We start from the raw sequence: 16,990 nt of genomic DNA on the forward strand, positions 1-16,990 counted from the left end.
TGCACATTATCAATTTAGGCAAAATGGGCGGCGTTGAACGGCTGTTTCTTCAGTACATCAATGATGTTTCTGACGGAAACGATGACGTTATCTGCATCAGTAATCAGATCGACCCGGATATTTTGCAGCAGATGCCCCGGCAGCACGTTACCTTTGCTAACCGGCTGTTTCCGCACTTTCCTTTAAAAAGCCCGCAGTTCCTGCGCAAGCATCTGCTGCAAAAACGCGTAAATGCCAGTAATGCCGATATGATTATTGTGTGGGATCTGGTTCCCCGGCTTACCGCTAAACCCCGCAAGGCGAAACTGGTTTATTACGATCACGGCTGTTCATGGCGTTATCCAAAGAACGGTAAAACGCTTGCGTTTATGGCCATGCTGGATGGGGTTATTTCAGCCTCCGGAGCGTCGTCCAGAGTAATGCAGCACCGTTTCAATCTGCCCTGCCTGCATAAAGTTGTGATTAACCGTCTGGTCACGCCTCAGGGAATCGATCCTGCAGTGCGGCAACTCCGCCAGCCGATCAGAATCGGAACCGCATCGCGTCAGGTTGGCCTGAAGGGGATCTCTGTTTCGCTTTTGATGACGAAAGAGCTGCTAACGCGCGGGCATAATGTCACGCTTGAAGTTGCCGGAAAAGGCCCCGATCGTGAAGCATTTGAAGATTTAGCGCAGCGGCTTGGCATATCAGAGCATGTCAGATTTAGCGGTTTTCAGCATAATATTGCCGACTTTTTCAATCGCGTTGATATTTATATGAGTACGCCAGTGACCGAGCCTTTTGGTCTGTCCTGTATGGAAGCCCTTTATTTTGGCGTACCTGTGATTTTCCCTTTTGTCGACGGGCAGCCTGAAGTGATTGCCGACAAAATTTGTGGCATTGGCTTATCACCCCGGGTTTCTTTAAGTGAACACCAGCAGCTTACGGGGATTGACGTTGACTTTCCTTATCAGGTGTACGATCCGATAAAAGATGCCATGACTGAACCGATGCTGCTTTCTCATATCGATTGTGCCGATGCGTTTGAATTTCTGATACAAAAAGAGAACTATCAGGCATACAGTGAAAACGCTAAAAACTGGACAATGACTCACTTTGATTATGCGTATTTCAGAGATGAAATAGAAAGTTCCTTAAACGAAATTGCGAATATAAAAAATGCACATCAGTAATTACCTGGCAAGGCGCGAAGCCCCCCACGCTGCAATAAGTACCCTGATATTTTTTGGATGCGCAACGGCACTGTTCACCGCGCCCTTTGGCGGCAGCTTTGGCCGCAATGTATTTTATATAACCAGTTATATTGCTTTCATTGTCATAGCTACCCATGCCTTGTATTACGCTAAATTGCGAATAAATATCGCGTTACCTGCGGCCATGTTGCTGGTAGGCATCGCCAGTATCATCTGGACTGTGGTTTATAAGCAGCCAGGCGATTTTATCAGTCTCTATCGCCAGTATCAGTCAACGGGCCGCTTACAGATATCGGCCGCACTTATTCTCTTTTTTGTCTTAAATGATAAAAGTGACCTACGCAGCAAGGCTATTCTTGCCGCAATTCTGACTGGCCTGGCGGTTAATGCCTATGCTATCTATCAGGGCGCCTGGCTGCATCTGCGTCGCGTAGAGCTCAACTTTGACCGGGCGACTATGGCCGCCTATATCATCAGCGCTGTCAATTTAGTTTTCCTCAAGGCAATTTTATTGCAGAAAAATAAAGTGAAGCTTTTCCTTTTTCCTGCGGCTTTTTTGTTTAGTTATCTTGCTATTATTCTGACCGGTACGCGCGCGGCAATGCTTGTTTTTCCTGTACTGGCCCTGATACTCATCTTATTTTCAAAAAATGTTATCAGCAGAAGCTATAAAGTCGCGCTTTTTGTCATTATTCCCGTACTTTTTATCGCAGGTTCGCTGATATTTAAAGACAAGATAGCTAATCGCATCGATGAGTTTCAGCAAAATATTGCGGATATGCATAAAAACCGCGGAGAAAATTCAGTTGTCTCCCGCTTAAGCATGCAGATTATCGCGCTGAAAACCGGCATACATTCGCCTGCGGGCCAGTCAGCAGAACATCGGGCTTTGCTGGCAAAACAGATTATTCAGCAACAGCCGCAGCTGTATGGCGCATTACCTTACCTGACTGTTCATATGCATAATGAAGTACTGGAAACCTTTTCGATAAAAGGGATAGCAGGCGCGCTGGCACTGGTGAACTTCTACATTATGCTGCTGGTTTATGCCTTCAGACGTGGCGGAAATGCGCTTTTACTGACCCTGACGCTGGCGCTGATGGGTTATGGGCTAAGTGATGTGATTTTCTTTAGTACAGAATGTACCCTCATCTACTGTCTGACAATTATATTTGTTTTCTTCATGATGAAAGGTTCGCATCATCAGGAAAAACATCAATGACAAAATCGAGCCCGCCCGTTCTGAGCATCATTATCCCCTGCTTTAATGCAGGGGAGTTTATTCTTCCCTGCCTGCAGTCGCTGTTTACGCAGCTTGAACCTGATGTTGAAGTCATCATTATCGATGATGGTTCAGAGGATAACTCAGCGGGCATAATTGGCGCTTTTTTGCAGACCCAACAGCATGAAGCAGTGCTGTTTCTGCAGCAGAAAAACTGCGGCATTGCTGATACGCGTAATATCGGTCTGCAGCACGCCAGGGGAACGTTTGTCACATTTATCGATGCAGACGATATGATCAGCAGGCACTATATTGCTGTTATCAGGCCGCTGTTGCTGACTGATAATGATGATTTAATCGATTTCAACTATGCGCGTTTTGAACGACAGCCACCTGAGGAGATGGAAACCCTCGATGTGAAACGTATCGCCTATGACTTTCAGTCCTCGGGCGTGAACTGCCTTGAGCCTCTGTTTAAAAAATCGATGTGGCATTTGTGGAACCGGGTTTACCGTCGCGCTCTGCTGAGTGATGAACGTTTTGCATCGGGCAGGCGCTACGAAGATGTGATTTTTACACCTTTTATCTATTTCAAAACAGACAACATTGCGCATCTGGATAATACGCTTTATTTCTATCGCGATAATAAAAGCGGTATAACACGCAATGTCAGAAAAAGTGATATCGCCGATCTTACCTTTGCCATGCAGAAAATGCTCATCTGGGCAGAAAAGAAAGATAAAGCTCATCAGCGTCTGGCGTCATTTATGGTGCTGGACTGCTTTAATGAAATAAAGAGCATGTCGAAAATTGTCTACGGCTATTACTATTACGAGCACTCTACTCTCGCGCTTTTCCGCTCAGCGGCAGTGATTTGCCAGGGCAACTGCAGGACAAAAAAATATCTGCAGTTGCGCTTTCCTCAGGTTGATACCTTTTTCTCATACCTGAACGGCCTGTTCAGAAAGCGCCGCTCTGACACGCATCAGCGTGCCTGACCTTTTTTATGTAAGGCATACTCGGTCAGCGTCATGCCCTGTACACGTGGCTGGAGCCAGATAAACAGCTGCTCCAGATCGCTGTACAGCCTGTCGATGTCCGCCTCAGTTTTAAACGTAGGGCTGCCGTCTGGCATGAACTCAGAAGAGTGAAGCATAAACTCGATATAATCACTGCCCTGATCGAGCGTCTGTGCGGCAACCTTTTTCATTTCATTCAGGTTGCCACCGGTCGGGCGCAGCCAGTTGACAGAAGGTCCGCGCGGCTTACCACGCAGCTGATTCCACGCCTTTTTGAACCGATTGGTCATTGGACCATAGCGATACTGAATGCTCATGGGCAATTCAAGCAGCGGACTGTCACCGGGCTTTGAGATATCGCTGGTGTCTATATAGTAAGCGCGATCGGGGAAGCGACTGTAGTCAGTGCCTCCGTTCCCCTGCGGTGCGCCGGATGAATGACGCCAGCTAACCCGCGGGGTGACGGAGCAGTCCACCAGATACCCGTTATCGATTAAAGCCTGAGCATACACTTCGTTAAAGGCCCAGCGGCCAGCGCGATGACTGGTCATTTTTTGCTGAAATGCCTCCTCCAGCAACGCCGTCATAAAGGCGACTTTATCGCGTAAAACGGCCTCGGGATACTCAATCAGATAGGGTTGATAACGCCAGTCGTCCTGCGTCAGTTTATATTCCGGTGGACTATACCAGGCGTGCAGATGCATACCAATCTCCCCCTGTCCGCGGGCCAGCAAATCCCGCCCGAACTCCACATAGGCAGGGTCGCTCGCCATTTCGTAATTGGTCAGCCAGGTAGGCCTGAAGCCGTACTTTTCGCATAGCATCTGAAAGCGGGGCAGGAAACTGACGTTATGCGTTGTTACCTTTCCGCTGCGGTTGCGCCACAGGTTATCACCTTCAGTATCCAGGGTAATCAAAAAGGCAGGCTTTTCCATAACTTGTCCGGTATATTTCACTATTATCGTCACTATGTTACGCACCGTCCGTGGCAGGCGCAAACTTTTCCAGCGCAGCTGTCTGAGCCAGGGAAGAGCACTCCGGTGCTGGTTAAACCAGACCAGTCCGGATAAAAAGCAGGCTGAATTTATCTGTAGCGGCCAGCAGCACGCTGTTATGGCTGGATTTTTATATAATCCATGTGTTTTACGATAAATTGATCGTATCGGAAAGATAGCAGCGCAGTTTCATTAGCAAGCTGACAGGCAGGCAGAGGTATATAATTTGTCGAAACGCATTTTAATGGTGATCGATGGTTTGCCCGGTGGCGGCGCCGAAAAAGTCGTCTTAACGCTGGCTGAGGGTTTCGTTTCGCTGGGACACCGGGTCTCGATCTTCTCTCTGCGAAAAATCTGCGATTACCCTATTCCTGCAGGCGTGGATTATCAGGTGGTATGCGATCACAGCTCCCGTCCGTGGCGAAGAATGACAGAAACCGTACGCCGTGCGCGGTTACTTGACGATGCGGTACGCCAGAGTGAAGCGCTGAACGGCAAATTTGATTTAATATTTTCGCATTTACATAAGACCGATCGTATTGTCAGACGGGCCCGCTCGCTGGATTCAGCGAAAACCTGGTACTGCCTGCACGGTGTTTTTTCTGCCTCCTATCTGGGCCGGAAAACAGGTTTTTCCCGCTGGCTGAAACAGATAAAAATACGTTACGTCTATCAGGGCCGACAGCTGGTGGGCGTATCGCAGCATGTTATTAATGATCTGGTAGAGAACGTCGGCGTCAAACCGCGCCTGACCCGCGTTATTTTCAATCCTTTCGATTTTGAACAGCTCGACCGGCTGGCAGCTGAGCCCTGCCCGCTGGCGGGCCAGGATTATCTTGTCCACGTAGGACGTATTCATGAGGCAAAACGTCAGGACCGTTTGCTCGACGCCTATGCGCGTAGCGGCATAACGGCGCCTCTGATTTTGCTGGGACAGGGCAGCGCGAAAATCCTGGATGCGTTACGCCAGCAGGCGCGGGACTTAGGCATTTCAGAGCGCGTCCGTTTTGAAGGCTTTCAGCAAAATCCTTATCCGTGGATCCGCCATGCTCATATGCTGATTGTGAGCTCAGATAGCGAAGGGTTTGGTAATGTGCTGGTTGAAGCGTTGCATTGTGGCACGGCGGTGGTCAGTACACGCTGTCCCGGTGGCCCTGCTGAAATCCTGACCGGACCACTGTCCCGGTGCCTGGCTGATATGAATGCCGCGTCGCTGGCAGAAAAAATGCACGATGTGTATACCAATCCCCCTGATTTGCAACATATCGATTTGAGCATTTACAGTCTGGCTAACATTTGTCAGCAATATCTGCAGCTGGATCCTGTAACAGAAAAATCATTTTCAAAGGCACGCCATGTTTCGAATTAAGACATCCCCGCCGGGGTGCGGCCAGAATATGGGGATAATTGCTTGACCTACATTATTATATTTATCATTTTTTGCCCGATTAAATGGGTGATGAAGCTGTTTCAGTCGCGTAGCGGAAAAAACCTGGTGATTCAGACCGCCAAGATAGGCGATTTTATTAATATCACTCCATTGCTAACGCATCTGGGAAAAAGCGATGCGCTGCTGAGCAAGAGTGTTGCGCCGCTCGCCAGCCATGACGCCACCCTTGAACACATCTGGTATATCGAAGAGTATCGTTCCGGCCTGCTTAAAAAGCTCAAATTAGTCTGGCATTTGCTCAATCGCTACGACAATGTATATCTGCTGCACCCGACTAACCTGAATCTGTTTATTGCCGCCTGCTGCAATGCGGGTAATAAACAGTTTCTCTCCAGCTATCGCCGTAAGGGGTATCAGAATCTTTTCTATTACACTGCAAGCGGCGAGGTGCAGCATGAGAAAAATACGCTGACCCTTGAAAACTATCTGAAGTTAGCCGACCGCACTTTCACTAAAGAGAGTTACCCTAAACACGCGACGCTGCCGCTATGGCAACCTGATGCCCTGCCGGCAGAGATTACAGCGTGTGCAGGAATACGCATCGGTATCAGCGTAACCGCCGGTAATCAGGCAAAAACCATTCCGCCTGCTATCTGGCAACGCCTGTTTGACCACCTGAGCGATCTTCACTGCACCTTTTTTGCTTTCGGTGCACCGAATGAACAGTCGCGCGTTCAGGAGTTATTCAAAATAGCGGGGCATCGCGATAACCTGATCAGTCTGGTGGGGAAAGTATCACTGGAAGCCCTGCCGGCCGTTATCAGCGAAATGGATTTCTATATCGCCTCCGATTCTGGCAATGTGTACATTGCCGATGCGCAGCGGGTACCGGTTATTCTGATTTATGGCCCCTGCTGTGTAGAGGAGCAGAGACCGCTGGGCGATGTGCTGCTGATTGGTCCCGACCATATCGCGCCCTCATCTTTTGTCTTTGATGCGCAATATAAATTCGCGCATCCGGTTGAACAGCTTTTCAGCCTGGATCAGCGTAAGCTGAGCGATATCCACGATTTTATTCGCACCCGACAGCAGCAGCGTCTGGCGCGCCGAAACAATGAAACGACCTCATGACAGCCCAGCCAGAAAATTCCGCACCATTACTCAGTCTTATCATTCCGATGTTCAATGCCGGCACTGAATTTACTGCCTGCCTTGAGGCGCTGTTAGCGCAGACGCTGACCAGCCTTGAGATTATCATTGTCGATGATGGCTCAACCGACGGTTCCGGCGAGCAGGCGGACGCTTACGCCGCACGTTATCCGCACATCCGCGTGATCCATCAGGCCAACGGCGGCGTGTCACGGGCAAGAAATGCCGGTCTGGCCATTGCACGCGGTAAGTATGTCAGCTTTCCCGATGCCGATGACACCATGGATGCGGCAATGTATCAGACGCTGGTGGAGATGGCAGAGCGCGATGAGCTGGATGCGGCGCAATGCAATGCCGAGTGGTATTTCAAAGCGAGCCAGCGTACCAGACCGCTTATTCCTCTTGAGCGCCTTACCAGCACCGCGGTGCTGAGCGGTCCTGAGTGGCTTAACACCGCGCTTAAAACGCGGCGTTACATGCACGTTGTCTGGCTGGGCATCTATCGCCGTGAGCTGATTACGCGCTGCAATCTGCTGTTTGAGCCCGGCCTGCATCATCAGGACATTCCCTGGACCACTGAATTTATGTTTAACGCAACGCGCGTGCGTTATACCGATCGCGTGCTTTATCGCTATTACATGCATGATGCCTCCATCAGCAACCGCAAACGCACCGGCCAGCGCAACGTAGAGTATCAGCGTCACTACCTGAAAATTGCCCGGATGCTGGAGGAGCTGAACCAGCGTTATCGCCGCCGTATCCGCATCTATCCGGTCTTTCACTACCAGATCACGCATGAAGCGCTTAGCGTCTGTCACGCTATCCGGCGCGAACCTGAAGCAGATGCGCGACAGGCGATGCTGGCCGATCTGTTCAGTACAGGGACGCATAAACGTATGCTGCGCAACGCGCGCGGCCTGAAGCAGTGGTATCAGCTGCTGCTGTGGCTGAGCCGTATTTACCGATGGCGCCAGAAATAAGCACCACTGCTCGCTTTAACCCCTTTCGGGTTTGCCCTACAATCGGCTCACTGAATCCTGAGATCAATAAGTATGGCAAGCCCGATTCCAGCCCGGTTCACACCACAATCTATTTTAGTGATCAAACTGCGTCATCATGGTGACATGTTGCTGACAACACCTGTCATCAATGCGCTGCGCGCGCGTTATCCTGATGCGCATATCGATGTTCTGCTCTACAAAGAAACCCGGCCGATGCTGGAAGCGCATCCGGCAATTCGGCAGCTGCATATTATCGATCGCAGCTGGAAAAAAGAGGGCAGCTTACAGAAACTGCGCCATGAACTGGCGCTACTCTCCGCCGTGCGCGCCTGCCGCTACGATCTGGTGGTCAACCTGGCCGATCAGTGGCGCAGTGCCATTATTACCGGCCTGTCGGGTGCCGCAGTGCGTATCGGCTTTGCCTACCGCAAACGTGATAACGCCTTATGGCGCTGGTGCCACAATCAGCGGGTACCCACAACGCAGCATCATCAGCTGCATACGGTCGAGCAAAATATGAGCGCGCTGGCGCCGCTCGGTATCGACGTAACGGACGCAGTTGCGTCAATGCATTTCAGCGAGGCGGATCGACAGAAAGTAGCTGCTTTGCTGGCGCAGCAGCAGATCGCCGGCCCGTTTATTGTGCTGCAGCCTACGTCGCGCTGGGTATTTAAATGCTGGGACGATGAAAAGATGGCGCAGCTGATCGCGGCGCTCTCTGATGAAGGGCATACCCTGGTACTGACGGCTGCACCGGATAAAAAAGAGCTGGCGATGATAGCGCATATCCAGTCGCTCTGTTCCACCTCACGCGTGGTGTCACTTGCAGGCCAGCTGTCACTGCCGCAGCTGGCTGCGCTGATCGACGCGGCGCAACTGTTTATTGGTGTCGACTCTGCGCCGATGCATATGGCAGCGGCTCTGGATACGCCCTGCCTGGCGCTGTTTGGGCCGACGAAGCTGCAGCACTGGCGCCCGTGGGGCAATACTAACCGGGTGATCTGGGCGGGTGATTATGCACCGCTGCCGTCGCCCGACTCGATCGATACCCGCACGGAGCAGCGCTATCTTTCCGCGATTCCGGTCGCCGATGTGCTGACCGCTGCAAGGAGCTATTTGCATGAATAAAATACGTCTGGCTATCGTCCGGCAGAAATATCGCCCGGACGGCGGGGCCGAACGCTTTATTTCACGCGCGCTGGAGGCGCTGGATAGCGAGCAGCTGGATCTCAATATCATTACCCGCAGCTGGCAGGGCACGCCCAATCCCGCCTGGCATCTGCACATCTGCAATCCGGTAAAGTTTGGCCGTATTTCCCGCGAGCGCGGCTTCGCACGTGCAGCACGCGCCTGCTGGGAGCGGGAGCAATTTGACCTTGTTCAGAGCCACGAGCGCATCGCCGGGTGCGATATTTTTCGTGCCGGTGACGGCGTACATCGGGTCTGGTTAGAGCAGCGCTCGCGCATTGTCTCCCCGTGGCAGCGTCTGAGCGCCACACTCAGCCCTTATCATCGCTATGTGCTGCAGGCTGAAGCGGAGATGTTTAATGCTCCGTCGCTCAAAGCGGTGATCTGTAATTCAGAGATGGTGAAGCGGGATATCCTGCGCCATTTCACGCTGGATGCCGGCAACATTCATGTGATCCACAATGCCATTGACAGCAAACGCTTTCAGCCCGCGACACCCAGCCTGCGCCATGCGGCACGCCAGCAGCTGCGGCTGCCGCAGGACGCTCATGTGATGATCTACGTCGGCTCCGGTTTTGAGCGCAAGGGGCTGAAAGCGGCGATCGAAGCTGTCGCACAAACCGATCGCTACCTGATTGTGGTAGGCCAGGATAAGCAGCTGTCGCGCTATCAGCAGCTGGCAAACCAGCTTAACTGTCTCGACCGTCTGCGCTTTGCCGGTGTCCAGCAGGATGTGCAGCCGTTCTATCACGCCGCCGATGCGCTGCTGCTGCCAACGCTGTACGACCCGTTTCCTAATGTAGTGCTGGAAGCAATGGCCTGCGGACTGGCGGTGATCACCAGCACCGGCTGCGGCGGGGCAGAGTTTATCCGCAACGGTGAAGAGGGCTTTGTCTGCGATGCGCTGGATATCCGCGCGTTGAAAGAGGCGGTGCTGGCGGTGCCTGCGCTGTCAGTCGACAACCGCATGGGCGCGGCCGCCCGCCGCCGGGTGGAACCTTACGGGCCTGAGCGGCTGGCAGCTGCGCTGACCTCACTCTATCAGCATGTGCTGAGCCAGCGCTGACGAAGTGATGTGAGCAGGCGGTGAATTTCTGATAGTATGCCGCCTTTCTCCGGTTTTTTGACGCGAATATGTCGTAACGATAACTATGACGACTCTGTATACCGCCCTGCTCTATCTGATTCAGCCATTTATCTGGCTGCGCCTGTGGCTGCGCGGTCGTAAAGCGCCGGCCTATCGTAAACGCTGGGCAGAGCGGTATGGCTACTGCACCGGCAAGGTTGAGCCGCACGGTATCGTGCTGCATTCAGTATCGGTAGGTGAAACGCTGGCTGCAGTACCGCTGGTGCGGGCGCTGCGCCATCGCTATCCGTCCCTGCCTATCACCGTGACCACCATGACGCCCACCGGCTCAGAGCGTGCACAGTCCGCGTTTGGTAAAGATGTGCACCATGTTTACCTGCCTTACGATCTGCCCGGTGCCATTAACCGTTTTCTGGATACGGTCGATCCGCGCCTGGTGATCATCATGGAAACCGAGCTGTGGCCAAATATCATTCGCATCCTGCACCAGCGCGACATTCCGCTGGTTATCGCTAACGCCCGTCTCTCCGAGCGTTCCGCCCGCGGCTATAAAAATCTGGGCGGTTTTATGCGCGATCTGCTGCAGAGCATCACCCTTATTGCGGCGCAGAATAGCGAAGATGGCGATCGCTTTCTCAGCCTGGGCCTGAAACGATCGCATCTGGCGGTCACCGGCAGCCTGAAATTTGATATCTCCGTGACGCCAGAGCTGGCGGCCAGAGCCGTTACGCTGCGGCGTCAGTGGGCATCGCGCCGTCCGGTCTGGATTGCGACCAGCACGCACGAAGGTGAAGAAGCCATTGTGCTGGATGCGCATCGCCAGCTGCTGCAGCAGTTTCCCGATCTGCTGCTGATTCTGGTCCCGCGTCACCCCGAACGTTTTAAAGATGCGTGCCATCTGACGCAAAAGCGCGGTTTTACTTTTACTCTGCGCAGCAGCGGTGCGGTTCCTTCTGCCGATACAGAAGTGGTGATTGGCGATACTATGGGTGAGCTGATGCTGCTGTATGGCATCGCCGATCTCGCCTTTGTCGGTGGCAGCCTGGTTGAACGCGGCGGTCATAACCCGCTGGAGCCTGCCGCGCATGCCATCCCGGTGCTGATGGGACCGCACACCTGGAACTTCAAAGATATCTGCGCCAAATTACAGCAGGCTGAAGGGCTGATCACAGTCAGCGATGCCGCTGCACTGGAAAAAGAGGTCGCCAACCTGCTGCAGGATGATGACTATCGTCGCTATTATGGCCGTCACGCCGTTGAGGTTTTACATCAGAATCAGGGCGCGCTGCAGCGCCTGCTGCAGCTGCTGGAGCCTCATCTGCCATCGCGAGCACACTAATTTATGTCACAACGCCAACGTCTTTCGGTCGTGATGATCGCCCGGAATGAAGCTGAACTTCTGCCTGATGCGCTGGCATCCGTTGCCTGGGCCGATGAAATTATCCTGCTTGATTCAGGCAGCAGTGACGCCACGGCAGAGATTGCCCGGGCGCAGGGTGCGCAGGTCTATGAAGCCCCGCCGTGGGCAGGCTATGGCAAACAGCGCCAGCGCGCGCAGGCCTTCGCCACCGGAGAGATGATCCTGATGCTGGATGCTGACGAGCGCGTGACCCCGGCACTGCGCCACGCCATTGAACAGGTGCTGTGCCAGCCGCCTTCTGCCACGGTCTATAGCCTCAGCCGAAGCAATTTTTTCCTCGGCCGTTTCATGCGTCACAGCGGCTGGTATCCGGATCGCGTGATGCGCCTCTATCCGCGCCATCTCAGCTATAACGACAATCTGGTGCATGAGTCGCTGGAAACGCAGGGTGCGCCTGTAGTGACGCTGCCCGGCGATCTGGCACACCTTACCTGCCGCGATCTGATAACGTTTCAGCGTAAACAGATGAACTATGCCGAAGCCTGGGCGCAGGAGCGTTTTCAGCGCGGCAAGCGCTGCGGTCTGTTCGCCATTTTCTCTCATACGCTGGGGGCTTTTGCCAAAACGCTGCTGCTGCGTGCCGGCTTTCTTGATGGTAAACAGGGCTGGATCCTGGCAGTGGTTAACGCGCAGTATACGTTCAATAAATATGCCGCGCTCTGGGCGCTGCACCATACTTCTGCACAAGGTCGCGTATGAGTACGAAAGCGATATATCCCGGCACGTTTGACCCGATGACGCTCGGACACCTTGATATCGTCACGCGCGCGGCCCGCATGTTTGATCGGCTGGTGGTGGCGATTGCCGCCAGCCCCGGTAAGAAACCGCTGTTTACGCTGGATGAACGCGTCGATTTAGCGCGTCAGGCCACCGCGCACCTGACTAACGTTGAGGTGGTGGGCTTTAACGAGCTGATGGCTGATTTTGCCCGGGCGCAGCAGGCGAACGTGCTGGTACGCGGCGTACGGGCGGTGGCTGATTTTGAGTATGAATCGCAGCTGGCACAGATGAACCGCCACCTGCTGCCCGCGCTGGAGACGGTGTTTCTGCTGCCGTCGCAGGGCTTCTCGTTTGTGTCATCATCGCTGGTAAAAGAGGTGGCGCGTCACGGCGGCGACGTGCAGGCATTCCTGCCTGCCGTCATTCATCAGGCGCTGCTGACCAGACTGCAGCAGCCGTGATCAGTGCTGGCAGTGCGGACACCAGAAGGTGCTGCGCTGTCCATGCCGGCCGCTGAGGATCGGCGTGCCGCAGGCGCGGCAGGGCTCGCCGGCGCGGCCATAGACCTGCAGCTGCTGGGCAAAATAGCCTGGCTTACCGTCAGTCTGTAAAAAGTCGCGCAGCGTGGTGCCTCCCTGCTCAATGGAGCGCAGCAGCACCGCTTTTATTGTGTCCGCCAGCAGCGTGGTTTCCGCTTCACTCAGGCTTCCCGCCGCCCGATCCGGCAGTATACCGGCGGTAAACAGCGACTCACTGGCGTAAATATTGCCTACCCCGACCACAATCTTGTTGTCCATCAGCCACTGCTTGATGGCGGTGCGCTTGCCGCGCGATCGGGTAAACAGATAGTCACCGTTGAAGGCGTCACTCAGCGGCTCCGGTCCGAGATGAGACAGCACGCTGCTGCCTGCCGGATCGGCGCTCCAGAGCCACGCACCAAAACGTCGGGGATCGGTATAGCGCAGCACTTTGCCGTTACTCATGACCAGATCGACATGGTCATGCTTTTCAGCCGGCTGTTCACCGGGCAGAATGCGCAGGCTGCCGGACATGCCGAGATGAATGATGATCCAGCCATGCGGCAGCTCCAGCAGCAGATACTTTGCCCGCCGCTGCACGCTCAGCACCGGCTGATCGCTCAGAGCGTGGATTTCACTGGAAACCGGCCAGCGCAGGCGCGCATTGCGCACAATAGCGTGCAGAATGGTTTCCCCCACCAGGTGAGGCTCAATACCGCGTCGGCTGGTTTCTACCTCAGGTAATTCAGGCATCGCATCTCCTCAACGTGTTGACATAGCGCACAAACAAAAAACCCGGCCGGAGCCGGGTTTTTCGCAAGAACACCAAAATTACTTAATTTTGGCTTCTTTGTAGATCACGTGCTGACGTACAACCGGATCGAACTTTTTCAGTTCCAGTTTCTCAGGTTTAGTACGCTTGTTCTTCGTGGTGGTATAGAAGTGACCTGTACCAGCAGAGGAAACCAGCTTGATCTTCTCACGAATACCTTTAGCCATGATTCAGTTCCTTAGTACTTCTCACCACGGGCGCGGATTTCGGCCAGAACCGTATCGATGCCCTTTTTATCAATAACACGCATACCTTTAGCAGATACACGCAGAGTAACGAAGCGCTTCTCGCTCTCAACCCAGAAACGGTGAGAGTGCAGGTTCGGCAGGAAACGGCGTTTCGTCGCGTTCATTGCGTGGGAACGGTTGTTACCGGTCACCGGACGCTTTCCAGTTACCTGGCAGACTCGTGACATTTCTATTCTCCAAAAATCAAATCAGCTCGAGCTTTAAAAACATAGGTTTTGGCCGCCTCGTCAGGCCTTAGCCCGCCAGGCGAGTTCCATGTGAACCCGCTAAGCTGGCCCAAACGCCAAACCCGAGATTCTCAAAGGTGGCGTAGTATACGCCGCTCAGCTCAAGTGCTCAAGTCCCGAACAGATAAAGATCCCTCTGGATCGTGCAAAAACGCCGCATTTTTGCCCGGTTGAGGCGCAAAACTATAGCCAGCCGCGCTCGGCGAATGAGGTAAACTCGCCGTGACCGATCACCAGATGGTCCAGCAGGCGGATACTCAGCAGCGCACAGGCCTGAGCAATTTTTGTGGTGATCTCGCGATCGGCACGGCTGGGATCAGCCTGTCCCGAAGGATGATTGTGCGCCAGAATCACCGCCGCAGCGTTGAGTTTCAGCGCCTCCCGCACAATTTCACGCGGATGCACCTCTACGCTGCTGATTGAGCCAGCAAACATCTTCTGCGCCTGCAGTACACGATGCTGGTTATCAAGAAACAGCACCATAAAAATTTCCCGCTTCTCATGCGCGAGCACGCTTTGCAGATAGTGACGCGTGACCTGCGGATTCTCCATCACATTTTCCCGCGCCAGCTGGCTGGCAAAAAAACGCCGTCCCAGCTCTGCTATCGCGTGCAGCTGGGTCAGCTTTGCTCTGCCAACGCCTTTAATCAGGCTCAGTTCGCGCTCGCTGGCGGTCATGATGCGGTAAAGTGAGCCAAACTCATTGAGCATCTGCCGGGCCAGCGCCATAACGCTGACGCCGCGCGTACCGGTACGCAGAAAGATGGCCAGCAGTTCAGCATCACTTAGCGCTTCTGCGCCCGCCTGTATCAGTTTTTCCCGTGGTGCCAGTTTATTCATTGCACTGCTCCCTGTGGCTGATCGTCAGGATGCGCGCCAGCGGTCAGCAATGCCAGTCCTGCATTCGTCTTTTCAGAGACGCTTCGCAAAGGGCACGGCCGGTGAACAGGCGGCCGGACGGTTTTATGATAAAGTTGCCCTGTCTGCTGCGCCGGGTGCGGCATCATGCGTTAAGTTGAGGCAAACAACATGACTGGATTAGCCGGAAAAAAAATTCTGCTGGGCGTCAGCGGCGGTATCGCTGCATATAAAGCGCCGGAGCTGGTGCGACGTCTGCGCGATCGCGGTACCGAGGTGCGTGTCATGATGACCTCCGCAGCCCGCGCCTTTATTACTCCGCTCAGCCTGCAGGCGGTCTCCGGCTATCCGGTGTTTGATGACCTGCTCGATCCCGCTGCTGAAGCCGCGATGGGCCATATCGAGCTGGCTAAATGGGCGGACCTGATTGTACTGGCTCCCGCCTCGGCTGATTTAATCGCCCGCATAACTGCCGGTATGGCTAACGATCTGGTGACCACTGCCTGTCTCGCCAGCGACGCGCCGCTGGCGCTGGTACCCGCCATGAATCAGCAGATGTACCGTGCCGCCATTACGCAGGAGAATCTGCAGCGTCTGCAGCAGCGCGGCGTCATGATCTGGGGGCCGGATAGCGGCAGCCAGGCGTGCGGCGACACCGGGCCGGGCCGTATGCTCGATCCGCTGGCGATTGTGGCGCATGCGCTGGAGTGGGCCGAACCGGTCAGCGATCTGCAGCATCTCAGTATTATGGTTACCGCAGGTCCGACGCGCGAAGCGCTGGATCCGGTGCGCTATATCAGCAACCACAGCTCAGGCAAAATGGGCTATGCCATCGCCGCGGCTGCGGCCCGACGCGGTGCCCGCGTCACGCTGGTTTCCGGTCCGGTAACGCTGCCGGTGCCCGCCGGCGTGCAGCGTATCGACGTCACGACCGCGCTGGAGATGCAGGCGGCAGTGATGGCGCATATTAGTCAGCAGCATATCTTCATCGCCAGTGCCGCCGTGGCGGACTATCGCGCGGCAACCGTGGCAGCAGAAAAAATGAAAAAACAGGGCGACGACGATAATGTCACGCTGCAGCTGGTGAAGAACCCGGACATTGTTGCCGGCGTGGCGGCACTGCAGGAAAATCGCCCTTATGTGGTGGGATTTGCCGCCGAAACCCGGAATGTGGAAGAATACGCGCGGCAAAAACGCGTACGGAAAAATCTGGATCTGATTTGCGCTAACGATGTCGCGCAGGCGGGTCAGGGATTTAACAGCGACACCAATGCGCTTCACCTTTTCTGGCAGGAGGGCGAAAAGCGCTTACCGCTCAGCGATAAGTCGCTCCTTGGCCAACAGTTAATAGACGAGATAGTCAGCCGTTATGATGAAAAAAATAGACGTTAAAATTCTTGATGCGCGCGTAGGCAGCGACTTTCCGCTGCCCGCTTACGCCACCTCTGGTTCTGCAGGTCTCGACTTACGCGCCTGTCTTGATGAGGCGCTGGAGATTACGCCAGGCATGACCACGCTGGTACCCACCGGCCTGGCAATTCACATCGCTGACCCGACGCTGGCCGCGGTGATCCTGCCGCGCTCCGGCCTCGGCCACAAGCACGGTATCGTGCTCGGTAATCTGGTCGGCCTGATCGATTCTGACTACCAGGGACAGCTTATGGTTTCAGTCTGGAACCGTGGTCAGGAGAGCTTTACCCTGCAGCCGGGCGATCGTCTGGCGCAACTGGTGTTTGTGCCGGTGGTACAGGCGGAATTTAATCTGGTCGAGGATTTTGACGCCAGCGATCGCGGTGCAGGCGGTTTTGGCCACTCTGGCCGTCAGTAAGTTACCACTCTTCATTTAGCCATCTTGTTAACGCATGTCGCTGCAGGTAATTACCTGCGGCAGACAGGCCGGTATTGCCTGTATTTAATGAATTT

19 protein-coding genes are annotated in these 16,990 nt (G+C 54.3%); 13 read left to right on the plus strand and 6 right to left on the minus strand.

The window, feature by feature from the left end; translation table 11 throughout:
• Positions 1 to 14 precede the first annotated feature (14 nt).
• Positions 15 to 146 carry a hypothetical protein gene (locus SB719_RS15655; RefSeq protein ID WP_412159396.1) on the minus strand — a complete coding sequence of 44 codons (132 nt, stop codon included), beginning with the start codon at positions 144 to 146 and terminating at the stop codon, positions 15 to 17.
• On the opposite strand from SB719_RS15655, the gene SB719_RS15660 reads away from it, so the two are divergent.
• Genes SB719_RS15660 through SB719_RS15670 form a run of 3 tightly spaced genes read left to right on the plus strand, consistent with a single transcriptional unit; the run spans position 132 to position 3,413 of the window.
• Positions 132 to 1,172: a glycosyltransferase gene (locus tag SB719_RS15660; protein ID WP_412159397.1), complete on the plus strand. Its 1,041-nt coding sequence runs from the start codon at positions 132 to 134 to the stop codon at positions 1,170 to 1,172. The two genes, SB719_RS15655 and SB719_RS15660, sit on opposite strands and share 15 nt — an antisense overlap.
• Complete coding sequence (locus SB719_RS15665; RefSeq protein ID WP_412159398.1) at positions 1,159 to 2,415, plus strand: O-antigen ligase family protein; 1,257 nt, start codon at positions 1,159 to 1,161, stop codon at positions 2,413 to 2,415. Before SB719_RS15660 ends, SB719_RS15665 begins: the two co-directional genes overlap by 14 nt.
• A complete protein-coding gene (locus SB719_RS15670; RefSeq protein WP_314686106.1) occupies positions 2,412 to 3,413 on the plus strand; it encodes a glycosyltransferase family 2 protein in 1,002 nt (333 codons plus the stop codon). The genes SB719_RS15665 and SB719_RS15670 overlap by 4 nt, the downstream gene beginning before the upstream one ends.
• Here the strand turns inward: SB719_RS15670 and SB719_RS15675 are convergent.
• The gene (locus SB719_RS15675) at positions 3,401 to 4,369 is read right to left on the minus strand and encodes a deacetylase (RefSeq protein WP_065648421.1); all 969 of its coding nucleotides are present in this window, start codon (positions 4,367 to 4,369) and stop codon (positions 3,401 to 3,403) included. The two genes, SB719_RS15670 and SB719_RS15675, sit on opposite strands and share 13 nt — an antisense overlap.
• A gap of 304 nt (positions 4,370 to 4,673) precedes the next feature.
• Between SB719_RS15675 and SB719_RS15680 the strand changes: the two genes are divergently transcribed.
• From SB719_RS15680 to coaD, 8 genes are all read left to right on the plus strand, one after another.
• Complete coding sequence (locus SB719_RS15680) at positions 4,674 to 5,798, plus strand: glycosyltransferase (RefSeq protein ID WP_304234609.1); 1,125 nt, start codon at positions 4,674 to 4,676, stop codon at positions 5,796 to 5,798.
• Between the two features lie 42 nt (positions 5,799 to 5,840).
• Complete coding sequence (locus SB719_RS15685; RefSeq protein ID WP_314686101.1) at positions 5,841 to 6,950, plus strand: glycosyltransferase family 9 protein; 1,110 nt, start codon at positions 5,841 to 5,843, stop codon at positions 6,948 to 6,950.
• Positions 6,947 to 7,948 (plus strand): glycosyltransferase, encoded by a 1,002-nt coding sequence (locus tag SB719_RS15690; RefSeq protein ID WP_075050716.1) that lies wholly within the window; start codon positions 6,947 to 6,949, stop codon positions 7,946 to 7,948. Before SB719_RS15685 ends, SB719_RS15690 begins: the two co-directional genes overlap by 4 nt.
• A 72-nt stretch (positions 7,949 to 8,020) precedes the next feature.
• The gene (gene rfaQ, locus SB719_RS15695; RefSeq protein WP_304234562.1) at positions 8,021 to 9,097 is read left to right on the plus strand and encodes a putative lipopolysaccharide heptosyltransferase III; all 1,077 of its coding nucleotides are present in this window, start codon (positions 8,021 to 8,023) and stop codon (positions 9,095 to 9,097) included.
• Positions 9,090 to 10,223: a glycosyltransferase family 4 protein gene (locus SB719_RS15700; RefSeq protein ID WP_304234560.1), complete on the plus strand. Its 1,134-nt coding sequence runs from the start codon at positions 9,090 to 9,092 to the stop codon at positions 10,221 to 10,223. Before rfaQ ends, SB719_RS15700 begins: the two co-directional genes overlap by 8 nt.
• A gap of 85 nt (positions 10,224 to 10,308) precedes the next feature.
• Positions 10,309 to 11,583, plus strand: coding sequence for a lipid IV(A) 3-deoxy-D-manno-octulosonic acid transferase (waaA, locus tag SB719_RS15705; protein ID WP_412159399.1), 1,275 nt, complete (start codon positions 10,309 to 10,311; stop codon positions 11,581 to 11,583).
• 3 nt (positions 11,584 to 11,586) lie between these two features.
• Positions 11,587 to 12,363: a glycosyltransferase family 2 protein gene (locus tag SB719_RS15710; RefSeq protein ID WP_292974244.1), complete on the plus strand. Its 777-nt coding sequence runs from the start codon at positions 11,587 to 11,589 to the stop codon at positions 12,361 to 12,363.
• A complete protein-coding gene (gene coaD, locus SB719_RS15715) occupies positions 12,360 to 12,845 on the plus strand; it encodes a pantetheine-phosphate adenylyltransferase (RefSeq protein WP_065648414.1) in 486 nt (161 codons plus the stop codon). The genes SB719_RS15710 and coaD overlap by 4 nt, the downstream gene beginning before the upstream one ends.
• Here the strand turns inward: coaD and mutM are convergent, their stop codons facing one another.
• The 4 genes from mutM to radC form a co-directional block, all read right to left on the minus strand.
• Positions 12,846 to 13,655: a bifunctional DNA-formamidopyrimidine glycosylase/DNA-(apurinic or apyrimidinic site) lyase gene (gene mutM / locus SB719_RS15720; RefSeq protein ID WP_304234556.1), complete on the minus strand. Its 810-nt coding sequence runs from the start codon at positions 13,653 to 13,655 to the stop codon at positions 12,846 to 12,848.
• A gap of 78 nt (positions 13,656 to 13,733) precedes the next feature.
• Positions 13,734 to 13,901: a 50S ribosomal protein L33 gene (rpmG, locus tag SB719_RS15725; RefSeq protein ID WP_001051798.1), complete on the minus strand. Its 168-nt coding sequence runs from the start codon at positions 13,899 to 13,901 to the stop codon at positions 13,734 to 13,736.
• A gap of 11 nt (positions 13,902 to 13,912) precedes the next feature.
• On the minus strand, positions 13,913 to 14,149 hold the full coding sequence (rpmB, locus tag SB719_RS15730) for a 50S ribosomal protein L28 (protein ID WP_010616494.1): 237 nt from the start codon (positions 14,147 to 14,149) through the stop codon (positions 13,913 to 13,915).
• Between the two features lie 243 nt (positions 14,150 to 14,392).
• Positions 14,393 to 15,049, minus strand: a complete 657-nt coding sequence (gene radC / locus SB719_RS15735) for a RadC family protein (protein WP_065648412.1) — start codon at positions 15,047 to 15,049, stop codon at positions 14,393 to 14,395.
• 189 nt (positions 15,050 to 15,238) lie between these two features.
• Here radC and coaBC point away from each other — a divergent pair, with 189 nt between their 5' ends.
• Both coaBC and dut read left to right on the plus strand, forming a co-directional pair.
• Positions 15,239 to 16,459 carry a bifunctional phosphopantothenoylcysteine decarboxylase/phosphopantothenate--cysteine ligase CoaBC gene (gene coaBC, locus SB719_RS15740; protein WP_412159400.1) on the plus strand — a complete coding sequence of 407 codons (1,221 nt, stop codon included), beginning with the start codon at positions 15,239 to 15,241 and terminating at the stop codon, positions 16,457 to 16,459.
• On the plus strand, positions 16,437 to 16,895 hold the full coding sequence (gene dut, locus SB719_RS15745) for a dUTP diphosphatase (protein WP_065648410.1): 459 nt from the start codon (positions 16,437 to 16,439) through the stop codon (positions 16,893 to 16,895). The genes coaBC and dut overlap by 23 nt, the downstream gene beginning before the upstream one ends.
• The last annotated feature ends 95 nt before the right edge of the window (positions 16,896 to 16,990 follow it).

This window comes from Pantoea sp. SIMBA_079 (assembly GCF_046940275.1).
Classification (GTDB): Bacteria; Pseudomonadota; Gammaproteobacteria; order Enterobacterales; family Enterobacteriaceae; genus Pantoea; species Pantoea borealis.

Excerpts from the sequence above, each read along its gene's own strand:
- SB719_RS15690 (WP_075050716.1), top strand. The coding sequence starts at position 6,947 with ATGACAGCCCAGCCAGAAAATTCCGCACCATTACTCAGTCTTATCATT.
- SB719_RS15670 (WP_314686106.1), top strand. The coding sequence starts at position 2,412 with ATGACAAAATCGAGCCCGCCCGTTCTGAGCATCATTATCCCCTGCTTT.
- SB719_RS15710 (WP_292974244.1), top strand. The coding sequence starts at position 11,587 with ATGTCACAACGCCAACGTCTTTCGGTCGTGATGATCGCCCGGAATGAA.
- mutM (WP_304234556.1), bottom strand. The coding sequence starts at position 13,655 with ATGCCTGAATTACCTGAGGTAGAAACCAGCCGACGCGGTATTGAGCCT.
- SB719_RS15700 (WP_304234560.1), top strand. The coding sequence starts at position 9,090 with ATGAATAAAATACGTCTGGCTATCGTCCGGCAGAAATATCGCCCGGAC.
- rfaQ (WP_304234562.1), top strand. The coding sequence starts at position 8,021 with ATGGCAAGCCCGATTCCAGCCCGGTTCACACCACAATCTATTTTAGTG.
- SB719_RS15675 (WP_065648421.1), bottom strand. The coding sequence starts at position 4,369 with ATGGAAAAGCCTGCCTTTTTGATTACCCTGGATACTGAAGGTGATAAC.
- rpmG (WP_001051798.1), bottom strand. The coding sequence starts at position 13,901 with ATGGCTAAAGGTATTCGTGAGAAGATCAAGCTGGTTTCCTCTGCTGGT.
- coaBC (WP_412159400.1), top strand. The coding sequence starts at position 15,239 with ATGACTGGATTAGCCGGAAAAAAAATTCTGCTGGGCGTCAGCGGCGGT.
- coaD (WP_065648414.1), top strand. The coding sequence starts at position 12,360 with ATGAGTACGAAAGCGATATATCCCGGCACGTTTGACCCGATGACGCTC.
- radC (WP_065648412.1), bottom strand. The coding sequence starts at position 15,049 with ATGAATAAACTGGCACCACGGGAAAAACTGATACAGGCGGGCGCAGAA.
- SB719_RS15665 (WP_412159398.1), top strand. The coding sequence starts at position 1,159 with ATGCACATCAGTAATTACCTGGCAAGGCGCGAAGCCCCCCACGCTGCA.
- SB719_RS15680 (WP_304234609.1), top strand. The coding sequence starts at position 4,674 with ATGGTGATCGATGGTTTGCCCGGTGGCGGCGCCGAAAAAGTCGTCTTA.
- dut (WP_065648410.1), top strand. The coding sequence starts at position 16,437 with ATGATGAAAAAAATAGACGTTAAAATTCTTGATGCGCGCGTAGGCAGC.
- waaA (WP_412159399.1), top strand. The coding sequence starts at position 10,309 with ATGACGACTCTGTATACCGCCCTGCTCTATCTGATTCAGCCATTTATC.
- rpmB (WP_010616494.1), bottom strand. The coding sequence starts at position 14,149 with ATGTCACGAGTCTGCCAGGTAACTGGAAAGCGTCCGGTGACCGGTAAC.
- SB719_RS15660 (WP_412159397.1), top strand. The coding sequence starts at position 132 with ATGCCCCGGCAGCACGTTACCTTTGCTAACCGGCTGTTTCCGCACTTT.